This is a genomic window from Pedobacter sp. ASV12, from assembly GCF_016429155.1.
Classification (GTDB): domain Bacteria; phylum Bacteroidota; class Bacteroidia; order Sphingobacteriales; family Sphingobacteriaceae; genus Pedobacter.
This window is the reverse complement of the sequence record NZ_JAELUC010000009.1, coordinates 15,256-29,641: the sequence shown is the minus strand read 5'-3', so window position 1 is coordinate 29,641 and position 14,386 is coordinate 15,256. Positions and strand designations below refer to the sequence as shown.

At 45.1% G+C, this 14,386-nt stretch carries 10 protein-coding genes; 3 read left to right on the top strand and 7 right to left on the bottom strand.

Annotated elements, in window-relative coordinates; genetic code table 11:
- Window position 1 precedes the first annotated feature (1 nt).
- Window positions 2-1,876 (bottom strand): CocE/NonD family hydrolase, encoded by a 1,875-nt coding sequence (locus JHD69_RS04500; protein WP_199137791.1) that lies wholly within the window; start codon window positions 1,874-1,876, stop codon window positions 2-4.
- A gap of 119 nt (window positions 1,877-1,995) precedes the next feature.
- On the bottom strand, window positions 1,996-2,220 hold the full coding sequence (locus tag JHD69_RS04495; protein ID WP_199137789.1) for a DUF4287 domain-containing protein: 225 nt from the start codon (window positions 2,218-2,220) through the stop codon (window positions 1,996-1,998).
- A gap of 357 nt (window positions 2,221-2,577) precedes the next feature.
- Between JHD69_RS04495 and lpdA the strand changes: the two genes are divergently transcribed.
- From lpdA to JHD69_RS04480, 3 genes are all read left to right on the top strand, one after another.
- Window positions 2,578-3,984, top strand: a complete 1,407-nt coding sequence (lpdA, locus tag JHD69_RS04490; protein WP_199137787.1) for a dihydrolipoyl dehydrogenase — start codon at window positions 2,578-2,580, stop codon at window positions 3,982-3,984.
- 214 nt (window positions 3,985-4,198) lie between these two features.
- The gene (locus JHD69_RS04485; RefSeq protein ID WP_199137785.1) at window positions 4,199-5,722 is read left to right on the top strand and encodes a choice-of-anchor I family protein; all 1,524 of its coding nucleotides are present in this window, start codon (window positions 4,199-4,201) and stop codon (window positions 5,720-5,722) included.
- Window positions 5,723-5,841: 119 nt separating this feature from the next.
- Window positions 5,842-7,029, top strand: coding sequence for an MFS transporter (locus JHD69_RS04480; protein ID WP_199137783.1), 1,188 nt, complete (start codon window positions 5,842-5,844; stop codon window positions 7,027-7,029).
- 109 nt (window positions 7,030-7,138) lie between these two features.
- Here JHD69_RS04480 and JHD69_RS04475 read toward each other — a convergent pair whose 3' ends face one another.
- From JHD69_RS04475 to JHD69_RS04455, 5 genes are all read right to left on the bottom strand, one after another.
- Complete coding sequence (locus JHD69_RS04475; RefSeq protein WP_199137781.1) at window positions 7,139-7,534, bottom strand: VOC family protein; 396 nt, start codon at window positions 7,532-7,534, stop codon at window positions 7,139-7,141.
- Window positions 7,535-7,664: 130 nt separating this feature from the next.
- Window positions 7,665-11,120 (bottom strand): efflux RND transporter permease subunit, encoded by a 3,456-nt coding sequence (locus JHD69_RS04470; RefSeq protein WP_199137779.1) that lies wholly within the window; start codon window positions 11,118-11,120, stop codon window positions 7,665-7,667.
- Between the two features lie 105 nt (window positions 11,121-11,225).
- The gene (locus tag JHD69_RS04465; protein ID WP_199137777.1) at window positions 11,226-12,311 is read right to left on the bottom strand and encodes an efflux RND transporter periplasmic adaptor subunit; all 1,086 of its coding nucleotides are present in this window, start codon (window positions 12,309-12,311) and stop codon (window positions 11,226-11,228) included.
- A 21-nt stretch (window positions 12,312-12,332) separates the two neighbouring features.
- A complete protein-coding gene (locus JHD69_RS04460) occupies window positions 12,333-13,679 on the bottom strand; it encodes a TolC family protein (protein ID WP_199137776.1) in 1,347 nt (448 codons plus the stop codon).
- Between the two features lie 5 nt (window positions 13,680-13,684).
- On the bottom strand, window positions 13,685-14,305 hold the full coding sequence (locus tag JHD69_RS04455) for a TetR/AcrR family transcriptional regulator (protein ID WP_199137775.1): 621 nt from the start codon (window positions 14,303-14,305) through the stop codon (window positions 13,685-13,687).
- Between the last annotated feature and the right edge of the window lie 81 nt (window positions 14,306-14,386).

Genomic DNA, 14,386 nt, shown 5'->3' with positions numbered 1-14,386 from the left:
TTTATTTGATCACGTCAACTTCGATAAAACTATCGTTAAATACGGTTTGGGTAGCCTTGATGTAGTCGGCTTGTGTGGCTTTGTACGGGTTGGCTACAAATTTTTGAGGATTGCGCGCAAACAACGGGAAAGCTGTGCTTTGTACCTGGATCATAATGCGGTGGCCTTTTTTAAAGGTGTGCAATACGTCTTGCAAACGGAAATTGACATCGGTTTTTTTGCCTGACACCAAGGGTTCTGGTTTCTCGAAACTGTTGCGGAAACGGGCCGGCATGATTTCAGAGCGGACCATTTGCCAATAATTGCTCAGGGTGATGTTCTTGTTCGGCATGTAAGGATTGTTGGGCTCGTCAGCCGGATATACATCGATCAGTTTGACAAAGAAATCGGCATCGCTGCCCGTGGTTGCAATTTTAAGGTGCGACATGATTTCGCCACCCAAGGTAATGTCTTCGGTCAGCACATCGGTTTGGAAAACCAGTACATCGGTACGGCGACCTGCAAAGCGCTGGTCTTCGCTCATGTAATTGTGTGGCGTAAAGCCGGTCGAGGTAGTTATGTCTTCGGTATACGGAACCGGTTTCATGGGGTCGCTCACATAAGAAACAGAACCGGCAGTTTTGGCCTGCGAGAAAGTCAATTTGCCATCAGCACCCAAAAACAGCTTTTGCTTGGTGGCTTTGGCAGCTGGCCATTGATCAAATTTGTTCCATTGTTTGAGGCCGGTATCGAACATGTAAGCTTCAGGCAGGTTCGAGTTTTTGTCGCCATTGCCTTTCAAAAAGTGGCTGAAGAATTTCGATTCGATTTCCTTTTGGTAAAATGTAGCAATGCTATCGCCAAAATAAACGTTGCTGTGCATGGTGTGGCCGGTTTCGCTCGACCAGCGTCCGTGGCCAAATGGTCCCATTACGATGGTATTGTAAGCATTTGGGTTTTTCTTTTCGATGGTTTTGTAAATGTTCAACGGTCCCGAAAGATCTTCGGCGTCGAACCAGCCGCCTACGGTCATCACTGCAGTTTTAAGGTTGGGCTGGTAGTGTTTCAACAAGCCTCTTTTTTGCCAGAACTCGTCGTAGCTAGGGTGGTTAACCGTTTCTTGCCAGAAAAAATTGTCTTTGTAATACTTGTCGGCATTGCTTAGTGGGCCCAAGTCGAGGCCAAATTGGTAGCCGTCTCTGGTACCCGTCCTGATCATTTGGTTGTTGTACCAAGCGGTAGTTGTGGTATCTTTTTTCTGAACGCCAAACACTGGGAAGGTAAAGAAATAGCTTTGCAGGAAAGCGCCGTTGTGGTGAAAGTCGTCGAAAAAGAAATCGGAAATTGGTGCTTGCGGCGAAGAGGCCTTAAGGGCCGGATGGTTGCTCAAAATACCGGCCGCGGTATAAAACCCAGGATAGGAAATACCCCATTGGCCTACGTTGCCATTGTTGTTGGCTACATTTTTGATCAGCCAATCGATGGTGTCGTAGGTATCTGAGCCTTCATCAACATCGGTTTTGGCTTTTTTGTTGTCGATAACCGGGGTCATATTGGTAAAAGTACCTTCGCTTTTGTAGCGGCCACGCACGTCTTGGTATACGAAAATGTAGCCTTCTTTCATCATGGTAGTCGAAGGACCCAAACGGTTGGGATATTTGTCGGCACCATAAGGCGCAACGCTATAGCAGGTGCGTTGCATCATGATGGGGTATTTTTGCTGCGCCGAGGCATTTTTAGGGACATAAATAGATGTAAAAAGCTTGACCCCATCGCGCATGGTAATGTAAGTGTCGGTTTTGGTATAATTGTCTTTAACGTAGGTGTTTTGGGCTGCGACTTGAGCAGATGCCAGGGCAAAACTCAGTAGGGCTACAATCAGTTTTAGGCGGTTCATGATGAAGAAATTAGTTATGAACCATAAATATAAAAAAAGCCGGTTTCAAAAACCTAAGTATTTAAAGAAGTTACACTTTTAAGCTATGATTGATCGCTCATGGATAGGTGCAAATGTACCTATTGGCTGTTCTCGTCTTTGATTCCCTTGAGCAGGGCATAGATGGCCATGGCGTGGCCGTGTCCCAGACCGAAATCAGCCTTGAGCCAATTGGTAATTTCGGTTGCTTTGACCTGGAGTTCGCCTTTAACAGTAAAGCCTTTGGTTTCGGCCATTTGCCTGAAATCGGCAGGGGTTTTGCCCGTTTGTACCTTAATGGTGTTTAAATAAGCTTGAAATGACATAATGCTGGTTTTTGGTTAAACAAAGTTGAACAGAATTGTTGGGTTTGATGTGGGGGAGAAATGACAAAACTGGGGTGTGATTGCCGGTTTGTAGTTACCAGTTTTCAGTTTCAAGTTTACAGTTAACAATCCCAGCAATTAAACCATGTAGCAATCGAACAATCCCACTATGGACTATGGACTATGGACTATGGACTATGGACTATGGACTATGGACTATGGACTATGGACTATGGACTATGGACTATGGACTATGGACTATGGACTATCAACCAGAATAGTGTAACATTCGAAAAATCAAGCCCCAAACATTCAAACCTATTCCTTAACTTTGTTTCACAAAAAAAGATCTTTACTATGCAATACGATGTAGTTGTTATTGGCTCGGGACCGGGCGGTTATGTAGGTGCCATCCGTTGTGCACAATTAGGCTTAAAAACGGCCGTAGTTGAAAAATATAAAACTTATGGCGGCACCTGCCTCAATGTGGGCTGTATTCCATCAAAAGCCTTATTGGATTCTTCTGAGCATTACCACAATGCAGCACATACGTTCACTACGCATGGCATCAACCTTAAAGATTTAAAGGTAGACATGAAGCAGATGATTGCCCGCAAAGACGATGTGGTTTTGCAGAACACTGCGGGTATTACCTACCTTTTCAAAAAGAACAAAATCGATGCCTTTGAAGGCGTAGGTTCTTTTGTAGATAAAAACACCATTTTGGTAACCAAAGCTGATGGTACTACCGAAACCCTGAACGCCAAAAATGTAATTATTGCTACTGGCTCTAAGCCAACAGCCTTGCCGTTTTTGCCTATCGACAAAAAACGCATCATTACTTCAACCGAAGCCTTGAACATTAAAGAAGTGCCCAAAAGCATGGTGGTTATTGGCGGCGGCGTAATTGGTTTGGAATTGGGTTCGGTGTATGCGCGCCTGGGAACAAAAGTTTCTGTGGTTGAGTTTATGCCATCTATCATCAGCACCATGGACGCTGGTTTAGGCAAAGAATTGCAACGTGTACTGAAGAAAACCCTGGGCATGGAGTTTTACATGGGCCACAAAGTAACCGGTGCCACTACCAAAGGCAAAACTGTTACCGTAACTGCCGATAACCCGAAAGGCGAAGCCATTAAACTGGAAGCCGACTATTGTATCGTTGCCGTTGGCCGTACGGCTTATAGCGAAGGTTTAGGCTTGGATAAGATCGGTATTACTGTTGAAGAAAGAGGCAAAAAAATTCCAGTAAATGAGCATTTGGAGACTTCGGTGCCGGGGGTTTATGCCATTGGCGACGTGATTAAAGGTGCCATGTTGGCCCACAAAGCCGAAGACGAAGGCATTTACGTAGCCGAAACCATTGCCGGACAAAAACCGCACATCAACTATAACTTAATTCCGGGTGTGGTTTATACCTGGCCAGAAGTGGCTTCTGTAGGTTATACCGAAGAGCAGTTGAAAGAGCAGGGCGTAAAATACAAAACCGGTTCCTTCCCTTTCAAAGCAAGTGGCAGGGCCAAGGCCAGCATGGATACCGATGGCTTTATCAAAGTATTGGCCGATGAGGCAACCGATGAAGTTTTGGGCGTACACATGATTGGTCCGCGTGCGGCCGACATGATTGCCGAAGCCGTAGTAGCGATGGAGTTCCGTGCCTCGGCCGAAGATATTGCCAGGATCTGCCATGCACACCCAACCTATACCGAAGCCTTAAAAGAAGCCGCTTTGGCCGCAACTGCTAACAGAGCGATCCATATTTAGTCTGGGGTAGGAAGCCCTGAACTTGAAGATGTTTTTTCAAAGTCCCGTAGTATTTTGCTACGGGACTTTTTGTTTTAAACTCGGTTGTTTGTGGCTCACAGCCTACCCATGTTTTTTGTTTTTGATGAGTTTATGATTTGTTAACACAATGATAATGAGTGTTGAACATTTCTGTGCAGCCGGCTAAATATTTTTGCCGTAAAACAGATAAGACATGAACTCAAGAAAATTATTTAATGCATTGTTAATTGTGGCCATGGCATTGGCGTCTTGTAAAAAAGACAAAAAAACCGATGAACCTATTCCGGAGCCCATTGTTGCAGAAAATCCGGCAAGCTTTAAGGAGATTGCCTCTATTGATTTGGGCGGAGCCACTGCAGCCGAAATCTCGGCCTACGACCCAAGTACCAAAAAACTATTCGTGGTGAGCAACGATGGTGGCACCAAAGTAGAAGTGGTCGATTTAAGTGCCTATCCTGCGGTAAGTAAAGTCAAAACCATTACCTTTCCCAATAATGCAGGCATCAACAGCGTAGCAGTTTCCAATGGTTTGTTGGCTGTAGCTTTAGATGGGGCCGACAAGCAGGGCAATGGCGATGTGGTCATCATTAAAACATCAACCCTAGAAGAACTGAAAAAGATCACCGTTGGTGCCATGCCCGACATGGTAACTTTTAGTCCTGATGGCAATTACATTTTAACGGCCAACGAAGGCGAGCCGAACGATACTTATACTGTTGATCCGGTAGGTTCGATTTCCATTATTAACGTCAAAGATAACTATTCGGTTAAGACCATGGATTTTTCAGGCTTCGAAAGCCAAAAGGCAACTCTGGTGGCCAACGGATTCAGGATTTACGGGCTGAACGCATCCTTTGCCAAAGATATTGAACCAGAATACATTGCAGTAGCAGCCGATAGTAAAAAAGCCTACGTAACCCTACAGGAGAACAATGGCGTAGCCGAAATCGACATAATTGCAGGAGCGATTACCAAAATTATGCCTTTGGGTACAAGAGACATCAGCCTGGCCGAAAATCCTTTTGACGTAAGCGATAAGGATGGCAAAAAAGAATTGAAAAACTGGCCAATCAAAGCATTTTACCTGCCAGATGCCATTGCGCATTTCACCGTCAACAATACCAGCTATCTGGCCTTGGCCAACGAAGGCGATACCCGTGCCTACAGTGCTTTTAATGAAGAAGCCAGGGTGAAAGACCTGACACTGGATCCAACCAAGTTTCCAACGGCATCAGTACTGAAGCAGGATGCTAATTTGGGTCGCCTAACCGTAACCAAGCTCTTTGGCGACACCGATGGCGATGGTGATTACGACGAATTATATGCTACCGGTGGCAGAAGCCTGAGCATTATCAATGCCTCAACCGGACAATTGGTAGCCAATATTGGCAAGGATTTAGAGCAACGCGTAATTGATGCCGGCAAATACGACGACGACCGCTCGGACAATAAAGGCGTAGAGGTTGAAGGTGTTGTTGTGGCACAGGTAAACGGGCAGACTTTGGCCTTTATCGGTATGGAGAGGGTAGACCAGATTGCCATTTACGATATCGGCAATCCAGCCGCGCCTAAATTTGTGCAGTTGTTCTCAACCGGCGATGCTCCAGAAGGCATTTTGTTTGTGAAAGCCAAAGACAGCCCTAACGGCAGGAGCTTGTTAATTGTATCGAATGAAGATGACGGAACGGTTAAATTCTTTCAGCCAGATAAATTATAGCTCAAAGGCTAAAGTCATTTCAAAATCAAAAGCCGGTAGATTTGCCGGCTTTTTTTATGCTTTTCTCGGCTAATTTGAAGAAATTTGCGAGCTCTATTTCCACCCAAAAAAAATCAAGCATGTCAGCAAGTGCCGAGCCCATCCTCGCCTCCGATGCAATAGTTCATCCTTATAGCAGGAAAAAAGTGCGATTGGCGGTTTCGCTTTTCTATTTTGGCCAAGGCCTTTGCTTTGCTTCCTGGGCCAGCCGTATTCCCGACCTCAAATCGGCCCTGCAGCTTTCTGATGCGCAACTGGGCAGTATTTTGTTGGCCTTGCCCTTGGGCCAGTTGCTTACCATGCCGGTATCTGGTCGTTTAACCACCGTTTTTGGCAGCAAGCGCATGCTTACCATTGGTGCGCCTTTGTATGCCTTGGCGCTAACCAACTTGGCTTTGGCCAATACAGGTTGGCAATTGGCACTGATGCTGTTTATATTCGGCATTACCGGAAATCTTTGCAATATAGCTTTGAATACGCAGGGTGTAGCCGGAGAGAGCTATTATGGCAAGCCTATCATGACCTCTTTTCATGGCGCTTGGAGTGTTGGTGGCTTTTCGGGAGCTTTGGTAGGTCTGCTCATGACGAGCCTGCATGCTTCACCCTATTTGCATTTCTGCATGATCGCTGTTTTGGCCTTTGTGCACATCGGCATCAACTATAGGTATCTGCTGGAAGCCAAGAAACCTGTGCAACAGGAAAAACCGAAATTATTTACCCGGCCACAAGGCGTATTGATACAATTGGGCATTATTGGCTTTTGCAGCATGGCTACAGAGGGAGCCATGTTCGATTGGAGCGGTGTTTATTTTAAGGAGATTGTAAAGGCACCGCACGCCTTGGTTATTTTGGGCTATACCTCTTTCATGATCATGATGGCTACCGGCCGTTTTTTGGGCGATAAGGTTATTGCTGCCTATGGCCGGAAAAGGTTGCTGCAGGTAAGTGGCGTTGTTATTTCGAGTGGGATGTTGCTATCGGTTGTTTTTCCCTATCTTATTCCGGCCACCATTGGTTTTATGATGGTAGGTGTTGGCGTGTCGGGCATTGTACCCATGGTTTACAGTATTGCCGGTAACAATACCAAAGTCGCGCCTGGCATTGCCTTGGCCATGGTTTCGGGCGTAAGTTATTTTGGCTTCCTCATGGGGCCTCCGCTAATCGGCTATATTTCGGCACTTTCGAGTTTGAGGTATTCTTATGCGGTAATCGGGTGCTTCGGTATCTGCATCAGCCTGATTGTGGCCAAGGTAAAGGCCATTCGATAACATACATTGACGAAGCATGAATCCTTTCACCATGGCAAAGTGGAGGGCCATGCCGTTTAAAAACTTCGCAAGTATAGGTCCTTTTAGAAAAGAAACGGTTAGGTGATGGTTAAGCTGATGCAGGTACGCTATGCAAGCCAATTCTATTGCCTTCGGTATCAATAATCACCGCCATAAAACCATATTCCGGACTAATTTCTGTTTTCGGAACGACAATCTTGCCACCGGCCGCTTCTACTTTGTCTAAGGCCTGTTGTACGTCTGGATTTCCGTTAAGATAGATCAGTACGCCGTCTGTTGACGAGATGCTGTAAAAATCGCCACGGTCAACAATAGCCCCACCAATGTCGTTCATCATGTCTGCTACCGGAAACAGGCGCATTTTCATGCCTTCCATATCCATTGGGATCAATTCGATGCCCATAATGGTTTCGTAAAATTTGGTCGCCCTGTCTAAATCCGAAGCTGGTATTTCGAACCAACTAATTGCACTTTTATAGTTCATTTTTGTGGTTTTTGGTTATACGAATATACTAAAGTTCTTGTTTAGCCAACTTGATGAAAAGGTTAAATTTAATTGAAAAGCCCTTTAATCTTTTCAGACTAAAGGGCTTATTGTTATTGAATGGGGAGTTTTAGTGTGCGGCTAAATCGCTTGCCTCATCAGTTGCCTCATGGTTGGCCTCTGTCACCGGTTTTTTCTTGAACCAGCCTTTAATGGCCCTCGAGTTTTTATCCATCACGATATACATGCAAGGAACCAAAATGAGGGTGAGGAATGTAGCGAAGCTCAGCCCGAAAATCATGGTCCACGACAATGGCCCCCAGAAAGCTACGTTATCGCCGCCGAAATAAATGTGCGGGTTCAGCTCGGTAAACAACTTCACAAAGTCGATATTTAAGCCAACCGCCAGCGGAATTAGGCCCAGCATGGTAGCTGTTGCCGTTAACAATACCGGGGTCATACGCGTACGACCGGCCTCTATGACGGCGTCTTTTACGCTCATGCCCTGGCTCACCATCAACTCGGTAAATTCTACCAGCAAAATACCGTTCCTTACAACGATGCCAATTAAAGCCACAATACCCAGCATCGACATCATCACTGAGAACGGCATGTTGAAGAGGATGCAGCCCCCCAATACGCCGATCAAGCTGAACAATACCTCGACCAAGATAATGATGGGCTTACTGATGGAGTTGAATTGGGTTACCAAAATGATCAAAATCGTGCCTATGGCAATTAAAAATGCTTTTAACAAGAAGCCCATCGTTTCGGCCTGTTCCTCCTGGTCGCCGGCCATTCTGATTTCAACGCCCCTTGGTGCCTTAAACTGGGCCACTTCCTGGGCTACGTTGGCTACCACCTGGTTAGGGTTGGCATCGCTCAATACGTTTGACGATAGGATGATGATCCTTTTTTGTTGCTTGCGCTTAATGCCGCCGTAAGTATTCACATAGTCGATATTGGTGAAAGAAGAAATCGGCACCTGCCTGATCTGTCCACCCATCGCCATATCGCGATAGGTCATTTTCATGTTGCGGAGCACCTCAAGGTTGTTTTTCTGGTCGTCTTTGGCACGCACGTTGATTTCATAATCCTCTTTTTCATCTCTGAATTTGGAAATTTCACGTCCATATAGAGCCGCACGCAAGTCAAGTGCAATTTGGCCCGTATAAATGCCTTCACGATTAGCCCTTTCCCTGTCGATGTCAAAAATGACTTCAGGCTTGTTGTTCTGGAAATCCGATCTCAACTCCTCTACACCGGCAATCTGTTTGTTCACCAGGTATTTTTTCAGTCTTTCTGAAGTGTTTACAATCGAATCCAGGTTGTCGCCGGTAATTTCGATACTGATTGGCTTAGCTGTTGGCGGACCGCCCTGCTCTTGGGCAACCGATATTTGGGCACCAGGAATACCCTTAACGGCTTCCCTTATTTTGTCGAGGTAGGTAGCCGTATTGACGCCGTTACGCTTGCCAAATTCGACAAAAGCAACGGTTACTTTTCCTTTGTTCGGGTATTCGCCCTGGTCTTCGTCCTGCGGATCGGTTACGCCTACGGTTACGTTCGAAATGATAGAAGTTACTACGGGATCTATCTTGCCGTTTTTGCTCAATACCTTGGTTACTTTTTGTTCTACGTTTCGCACCACTTCATTGGTATAAGCTTGGTCGGTACCCACAGGCATGCCTACGTATACATACACAAAGTTCGGGTCGGCCGAAGGGAAGAAGATGATTTTTTGCCGGCCGGTGCCTACCAGGGTAACAAAAACAAACAGGGTTAAAAAGAACAAGCCGAAAGTACCCCAGATTAATTTTTTAGGATGCTCCACTGCCCAATGCAATACTTTAACATATCGGTTTTGGAAGCCAGGCCAAATCTTGTTCTGAAATGTTTTAACCGCATTGGTTAAGAAGAAATGGTTAAGCAGGTACAGCAAGGCGAGGAAAACCACAAAATTGCCCAAGCCGATATTGATCAAATAACCTGCTATGGCAATAATGCCCATGATCAAGAGGTTTTTCCTGGTTTTTTGATCAAAATGTGGTTTTTTATTGGCCGAATGGTCATCATGCGCCATAAAATCGACTGCAAATACCGGGTTGATGATATAAGCTACAATCAGCGAGGCAAATAGGGTAACAATGAGCGTAACCGGTAAAAAGAACATAAACTTGCCGATAATTCCTGGCCAGAACAGCAAGGGAAAGAACGGAGCCAATGTGGTTAGGGTACCCGAAAATACAGGCACGAAAACCTCGCCGGCTGCGGTTTTGGCCGCTTTAACAATTGGTACCTTGCCGTTATCGAAAATACGGTGGGTGTTCTCGATTACCACAATGGCATCATCTACCACAATGCCCAATCCCAGTAGGAAAGAGAAGAGTACGATCATGTTCATGGTAAAGCTGAAACCAAACAAGCCACCCAAAAACGGCATCGACAAGAAGGCGATGAACATGGAAAGCGGAACCGATAAAGCCACGAACAAGGCATTGGTTACCCCCATAAAGAACATGAGGATGATGGTTACCAAGATAAAGCCGATGATAATCGTGTTGATCAAGTCGTGCAAGGTTACACGAGTTTGGTCGGATTGGTCGCCGGTAATTTTGATTTCCAGGCTTTTGGGTAAGGAGTGGGCCTTCATATCGGCAATAATCTGATTGATTTTGTCAGAAGCCTCAATGAGGTTTTGTCCCGAACGTTTCTTCACGTTCAGCGTAATTACGTTTTTGCCATACAGGCGCGCATAACTGTTTTGCTCCTTAAAGGCATCTTTTACTTCGGCGATGTCTCTGAGGTAAACAGCAGCCCCGGTAGGGGTTTTAATGACCAGATTGGCAATCTGCTCTGCGTTTTTAAACTCTTTTTTGATGTTCAGCGTACGGCGCAGGCCATCCATTTTTACGGTACCTCCAGAGGCGTTCACGTTTTCGCCACCTACCGCATTGGCGATGTCTGTAAAGGTAATTTGCGCGGCTGCCATTTTGTTCATGTCAACCGTAATCTGGATTTCCGGATCCAAAGCCCCAACAATATCAACACCCGAAATTTCTGGCAAGGCCTCGATACGGTCTTGGATGTCGTCGGCATATTCCTTCAGTTTCTTCAAGTCAAAATTGCCCGAAATGTTCAGGTACATGATCGGCAAATCAGACAGGTTGATGTCTTGCACCACAGGATCGTCGGGCAAGTCGTTGGGCAAGTCTGTTTTGGCCTTGTCAACCGCATCTTTTACGCGTTGCTTGGCATCTTTGATATCCACATCTGTGCCAAATTCGGCCGTGATGATCGAGAAATCCTGGTAAGAGTTGGAGGTGATTTTCTTCAGTCCCTGCGTACCCTTGATTTCTTTTTCCAATTGCTTGGTTACTAAGGTTTCCATGTTCTCTGGCGAAGTACCAGGGTAGGTGGTTTGTATAAAGATTTTCGGGATGATTACTTCCGGAAAATTTTCTTTTGGCGTAGAGTTATAGGCAAACAAACCCGCAATCGAAATCATGATGGTGATGATATAAATTGCCGTTTTATTGTCGATGGCCCAACTCGAAGGTTTAAACTCTTTGTTAACGTCTTTCATTTGTTTAGGGTTTAATTTTGAATGATTGAGTTTTGAATGATTGAATGCCCGCGGATCAGTCGCCACATTCCAATTCACTCATTGAATCACTCATTCATTTTCTAATTAATATTTAACCGGATCGCCCTCGTTCAGGTCTTCCACCCCAGTTACTACGATTTTATCGCCAGCCTTGAGGCCCGAAAGCACTTCGGTTTTGCCGTCTATGGTCCTGCCAATGCTGATGTTGGTACGTTGGGCTTTTCCGTTAACCACAGCCATTACATATTTTCCGTTTTCGGCATTTTGGATGGCATTTACCGGAACGATGATGGCATTAGGATTTGAGTAGTCGACCACCTTTAATACCGAAATCATATTGGCGCGGTATTTTTTGTTCGATGGGAGGTTAACCTCGATGTTGAAGCTGCGCGAAGCCTGGTCAACCACCTTAGAGGCGAATGATACCTTGGTGGTTAAACTGTCTTGCAAATCAGGGAAGATTACCCTTACATTATCGCCCTGGCCAATTTTGCCCAAATAGGCTTCGGCAACCTGTGCCTTGGCTTTTAAGGTGTTGGCATTGACAATCCTGATGGCTTGCATGCCCGGAGCGGCCGCCTGGCCTACTTTCAGGTCCATCTGCTCTACGCTGCCCGAAATGGGCGACTTGATTTTAAATTGCCCCTGTTGGGTACGCAACACGTTCATTTGGCGTTCTAAGCCTTCTTTTTGGCTTTTCGCATTGAGGTATTGTACTTCGGTGCCAATTTTTTGGTCCCAAAGATTTTTTTGGCGATTGTACAAATTGTTGGCCAAATCTAACTGTGTTTGCAGTTGGGCAATGTTTTGGCGCAACACATTGTCGTCTATCTGAGCCAATACCTGGCCTTTGCTTACGGTTTGGCCAATCTTAACATAAACGGCAGTTACAATGCCCTGCATTTCGGGATTGACCTCTACGTTTTGCTCGGCATCAACTTTGCCCTGTATTTCTATATAGTTGTAAAAAGGGGCCGATTTCACGTCGTAAACCGTTACGTCTTTGGTGGCCAACGAATCTTTGCCACCTACTTCTTTTTCCAATTTGGCAATTTGGCCATCAAGCTCTGCGCGTTTTTGCTTGAGCTCGGCTAGTTCTGCTTTTTTGTCTTTTGGCTTGGAGCAGGCGGCCAAAATGGCAATTACTGAAATGAATAATACTCTTTTCATTATGTGATGGTTTTGTAAGGTTTAATAATTGATGTTTCCTAGGGCCTTATCCAGATTTACCTTGTTGATGAGCATATCGTATAAAGCATTGATATAGTTGTTTTGGGCTTCTTTAAGCGAGGTTTCGGCGGTGGTTACCTCCAGGTTGGAGCCTACGCCTTGTTCATACTTGATTTTGGTTACACGCAATACCTCTTGGGCTAGGGCCATATTCCTTTTTTGGTTTTGAAGCGATTTTTGGCCGTTCACGAAGTTGGTCTGCGCTTGCGAAACTTCCAGATTGATCGAATTCGCCAGGTTGTTGATGTTGTTCTGGGTTTTAAGTACCTCCAGTTTTGCATTTCTAACGTCGTAAAGTTTTTGGCCACCAGAAATGATCGGAATAGAAAGCTTCAGGCCGATTACCGATGTAGGGAAGTTCTTGTCGTACAAATCAGCAAACCTGTCGTTTTGGAAACTTAGCGAATAGCTGCCGAATGCCGATAAACTAGGCAAAAATGCGCTTTTGTATCTTTTTACATCCAACTCGTTCAGTTTGAGCTGCGTTTGCAGGATCGAATATTCAATCCTTTTGTGATAGGCACTGCTATCGCTTAAAACAGGTACTTGATCTACATTGATCTCACCAATTTTATCCTTGAGCGTTAGGTTGCTGTTTACGGTTAATCCCATCTGAAATTTCAGCAGGTTAAGGTTTAAGGCCAGCATCCTCACTACATTTTCCCTTTCGGTTTGCGCATTATTGTAAAGTACGCTCAGCCTGTCGGCATCGATCTTTTCGGCAAAACCATTTTTGAACATGGCCTCGGTATCGTTGAGCGATTTTTTTAAGCTGGCTATGTTGGCATCTAGCAATGTTAGCTGCTCGCCGCTTACCAAAACAGAATAATAGGCTTTGGTAACCGCAACGGCGGTTTCAATTCGGGTCCGCGCACTGTTTTTGGTGCTGAGCTCTTTATAGGTTTTCGATGCCCTTAACCCTACCAGGTAGGTGCCGTCAAAAAGCAGCTGACTGGCATTAATGCCTGCTGTTGAGTTGTACTTTACGCCAAATTGCACTGGAATAAAAGTTCCGGGAGCCGCATCCTTGTCAAAAAAGATGGCGGGTACTAAACTGGTGGCCACTTTGAGGAAGTCGTTAAAATCGGCGCTTGCGCTTACCTGGGGCAGGCCAATGCCAAAGGTCTTTTTAACGGTATTTGCCGCGATTTGCTCGTCTATTTTGGCATTTTTTACATCAGCCTGATGGGTTAATGCAAAGGAGATGGCCTCCTGCAGACTGAAGCTTGCCGTGGTATCTTTTTGCTGGGCTTGGGCTGGGATGATCCAACTCAGACAAAAAAGTAAAATGTAAAGTTGTGGTTTCATATCATTTACGCTTGTATGGGTTTTTTCTGTTGGTAAAAATGAATAAGTTCTACGCCTTTTGGGTTGCATACGCCAAAAAGGTAGTGTTCGGTTATGGCAATCATCACTTGGGCAAGGCTGTATTTGTTCATGGTGTAATTGTCGTGCTGGTTAAAAAGCAGGTCTATTTGTGTGAGGCGCATCTGCGTAAGGATGTCTACGTTGATTTCGCTCCGGTACAAACCTTCTTTTCTGCCACGTTCTAAATTATGGGCTATGGCCATTGTCAATGTTTTTTCCTTAAACTGCCTAAAGATCAGCCAGGCTTTGGGGTGATATTTTTGCAGGTCGTAAAAGAGCTTGGGGTTCATGTTCGACAAGAGTTCGTTAATGTTGCTCATAGCGAAAAATATTTCGTGAACTGCATTTTCCGAATTTTTGGCTCCGTCTTTAACCACGCAATCCTGAGTGCCTATTTTTTCGCTGATCAGAATGTTCACCAGCTCGTCTTTGTCGCTAAAATGTTGATAAATGGTTTTTTTGGACATGCCCAAATGCTTGGCGATATCGTCCATGGTTACGCTTTTAAAGCCAAATTGGCAAAAAAGTTTATCCGATTCCTTAATTATGTATTCTTTGATTTCCAATCTGTACCCTTTCTTGAAAATTACATAATCAAAACTATGGAAACTTTTTTTAAACTAAAAGTTTCCATTGAAAAACATTTT

Bases quoted from the DNA above. Each gene is read 5' to 3' on its own strand.
- JHD69_RS04485 (WP_199137785.1), top strand. From the start codon at position 4,199: ATGAACTCAAGAAAATTATTTAATGCATTGTTAATTGTGGCCATGGCA.
- JHD69_RS04460 (WP_199137776.1), bottom strand. From the start codon at position 13,679: ATGAAACCACAACTTTACATTTTACTTTTTTGTCTGAGTTGGATCATC.
- JHD69_RS04465 (WP_199137777.1), bottom strand. From the start codon at position 12,311: ATGAAAAGAGTATTATTCATTTCAGTAATTGCCATTTTGGCCGCCTGC.
- JHD69_RS04495 (WP_199137789.1), bottom strand. From the start codon at position 2,220: ATGTCATTTCAAGCTTATTTAAACACCATTAAGGTACAAACGGGCAAA.
- JHD69_RS04475 (WP_199137781.1), bottom strand. From the start codon at position 7,534: ATGAACTATAAAAGTGCAATTAGTTGGTTCGAAATACCAGCTTCGGAT.
- JHD69_RS04470 (WP_199137779.1), bottom strand. From the start codon at position 11,120: ATGAAAGACGTTAACAAAGAGTTTAAACCTTCGAGTTGGGCCATCGAC.
- lpdA (WP_199137787.1), top strand. From the start codon at position 2,578: ATGCAATACGATGTAGTTGTTATTGGCTCGGGACCGGGCGGTTATGTA.
- JHD69_RS04480 (WP_199137783.1), top strand. From the start codon at position 5,842: ATGTCAGCAAGTGCCGAGCCCATCCTCGCCTCCGATGCAATAGTTCAT.
- JHD69_RS04500 (WP_199137791.1), bottom strand. From the start codon at position 1,876: ATGAACCGCCTAAAACTGATTGTAGCCCTACTGAGTTTTGCCCTGGCA.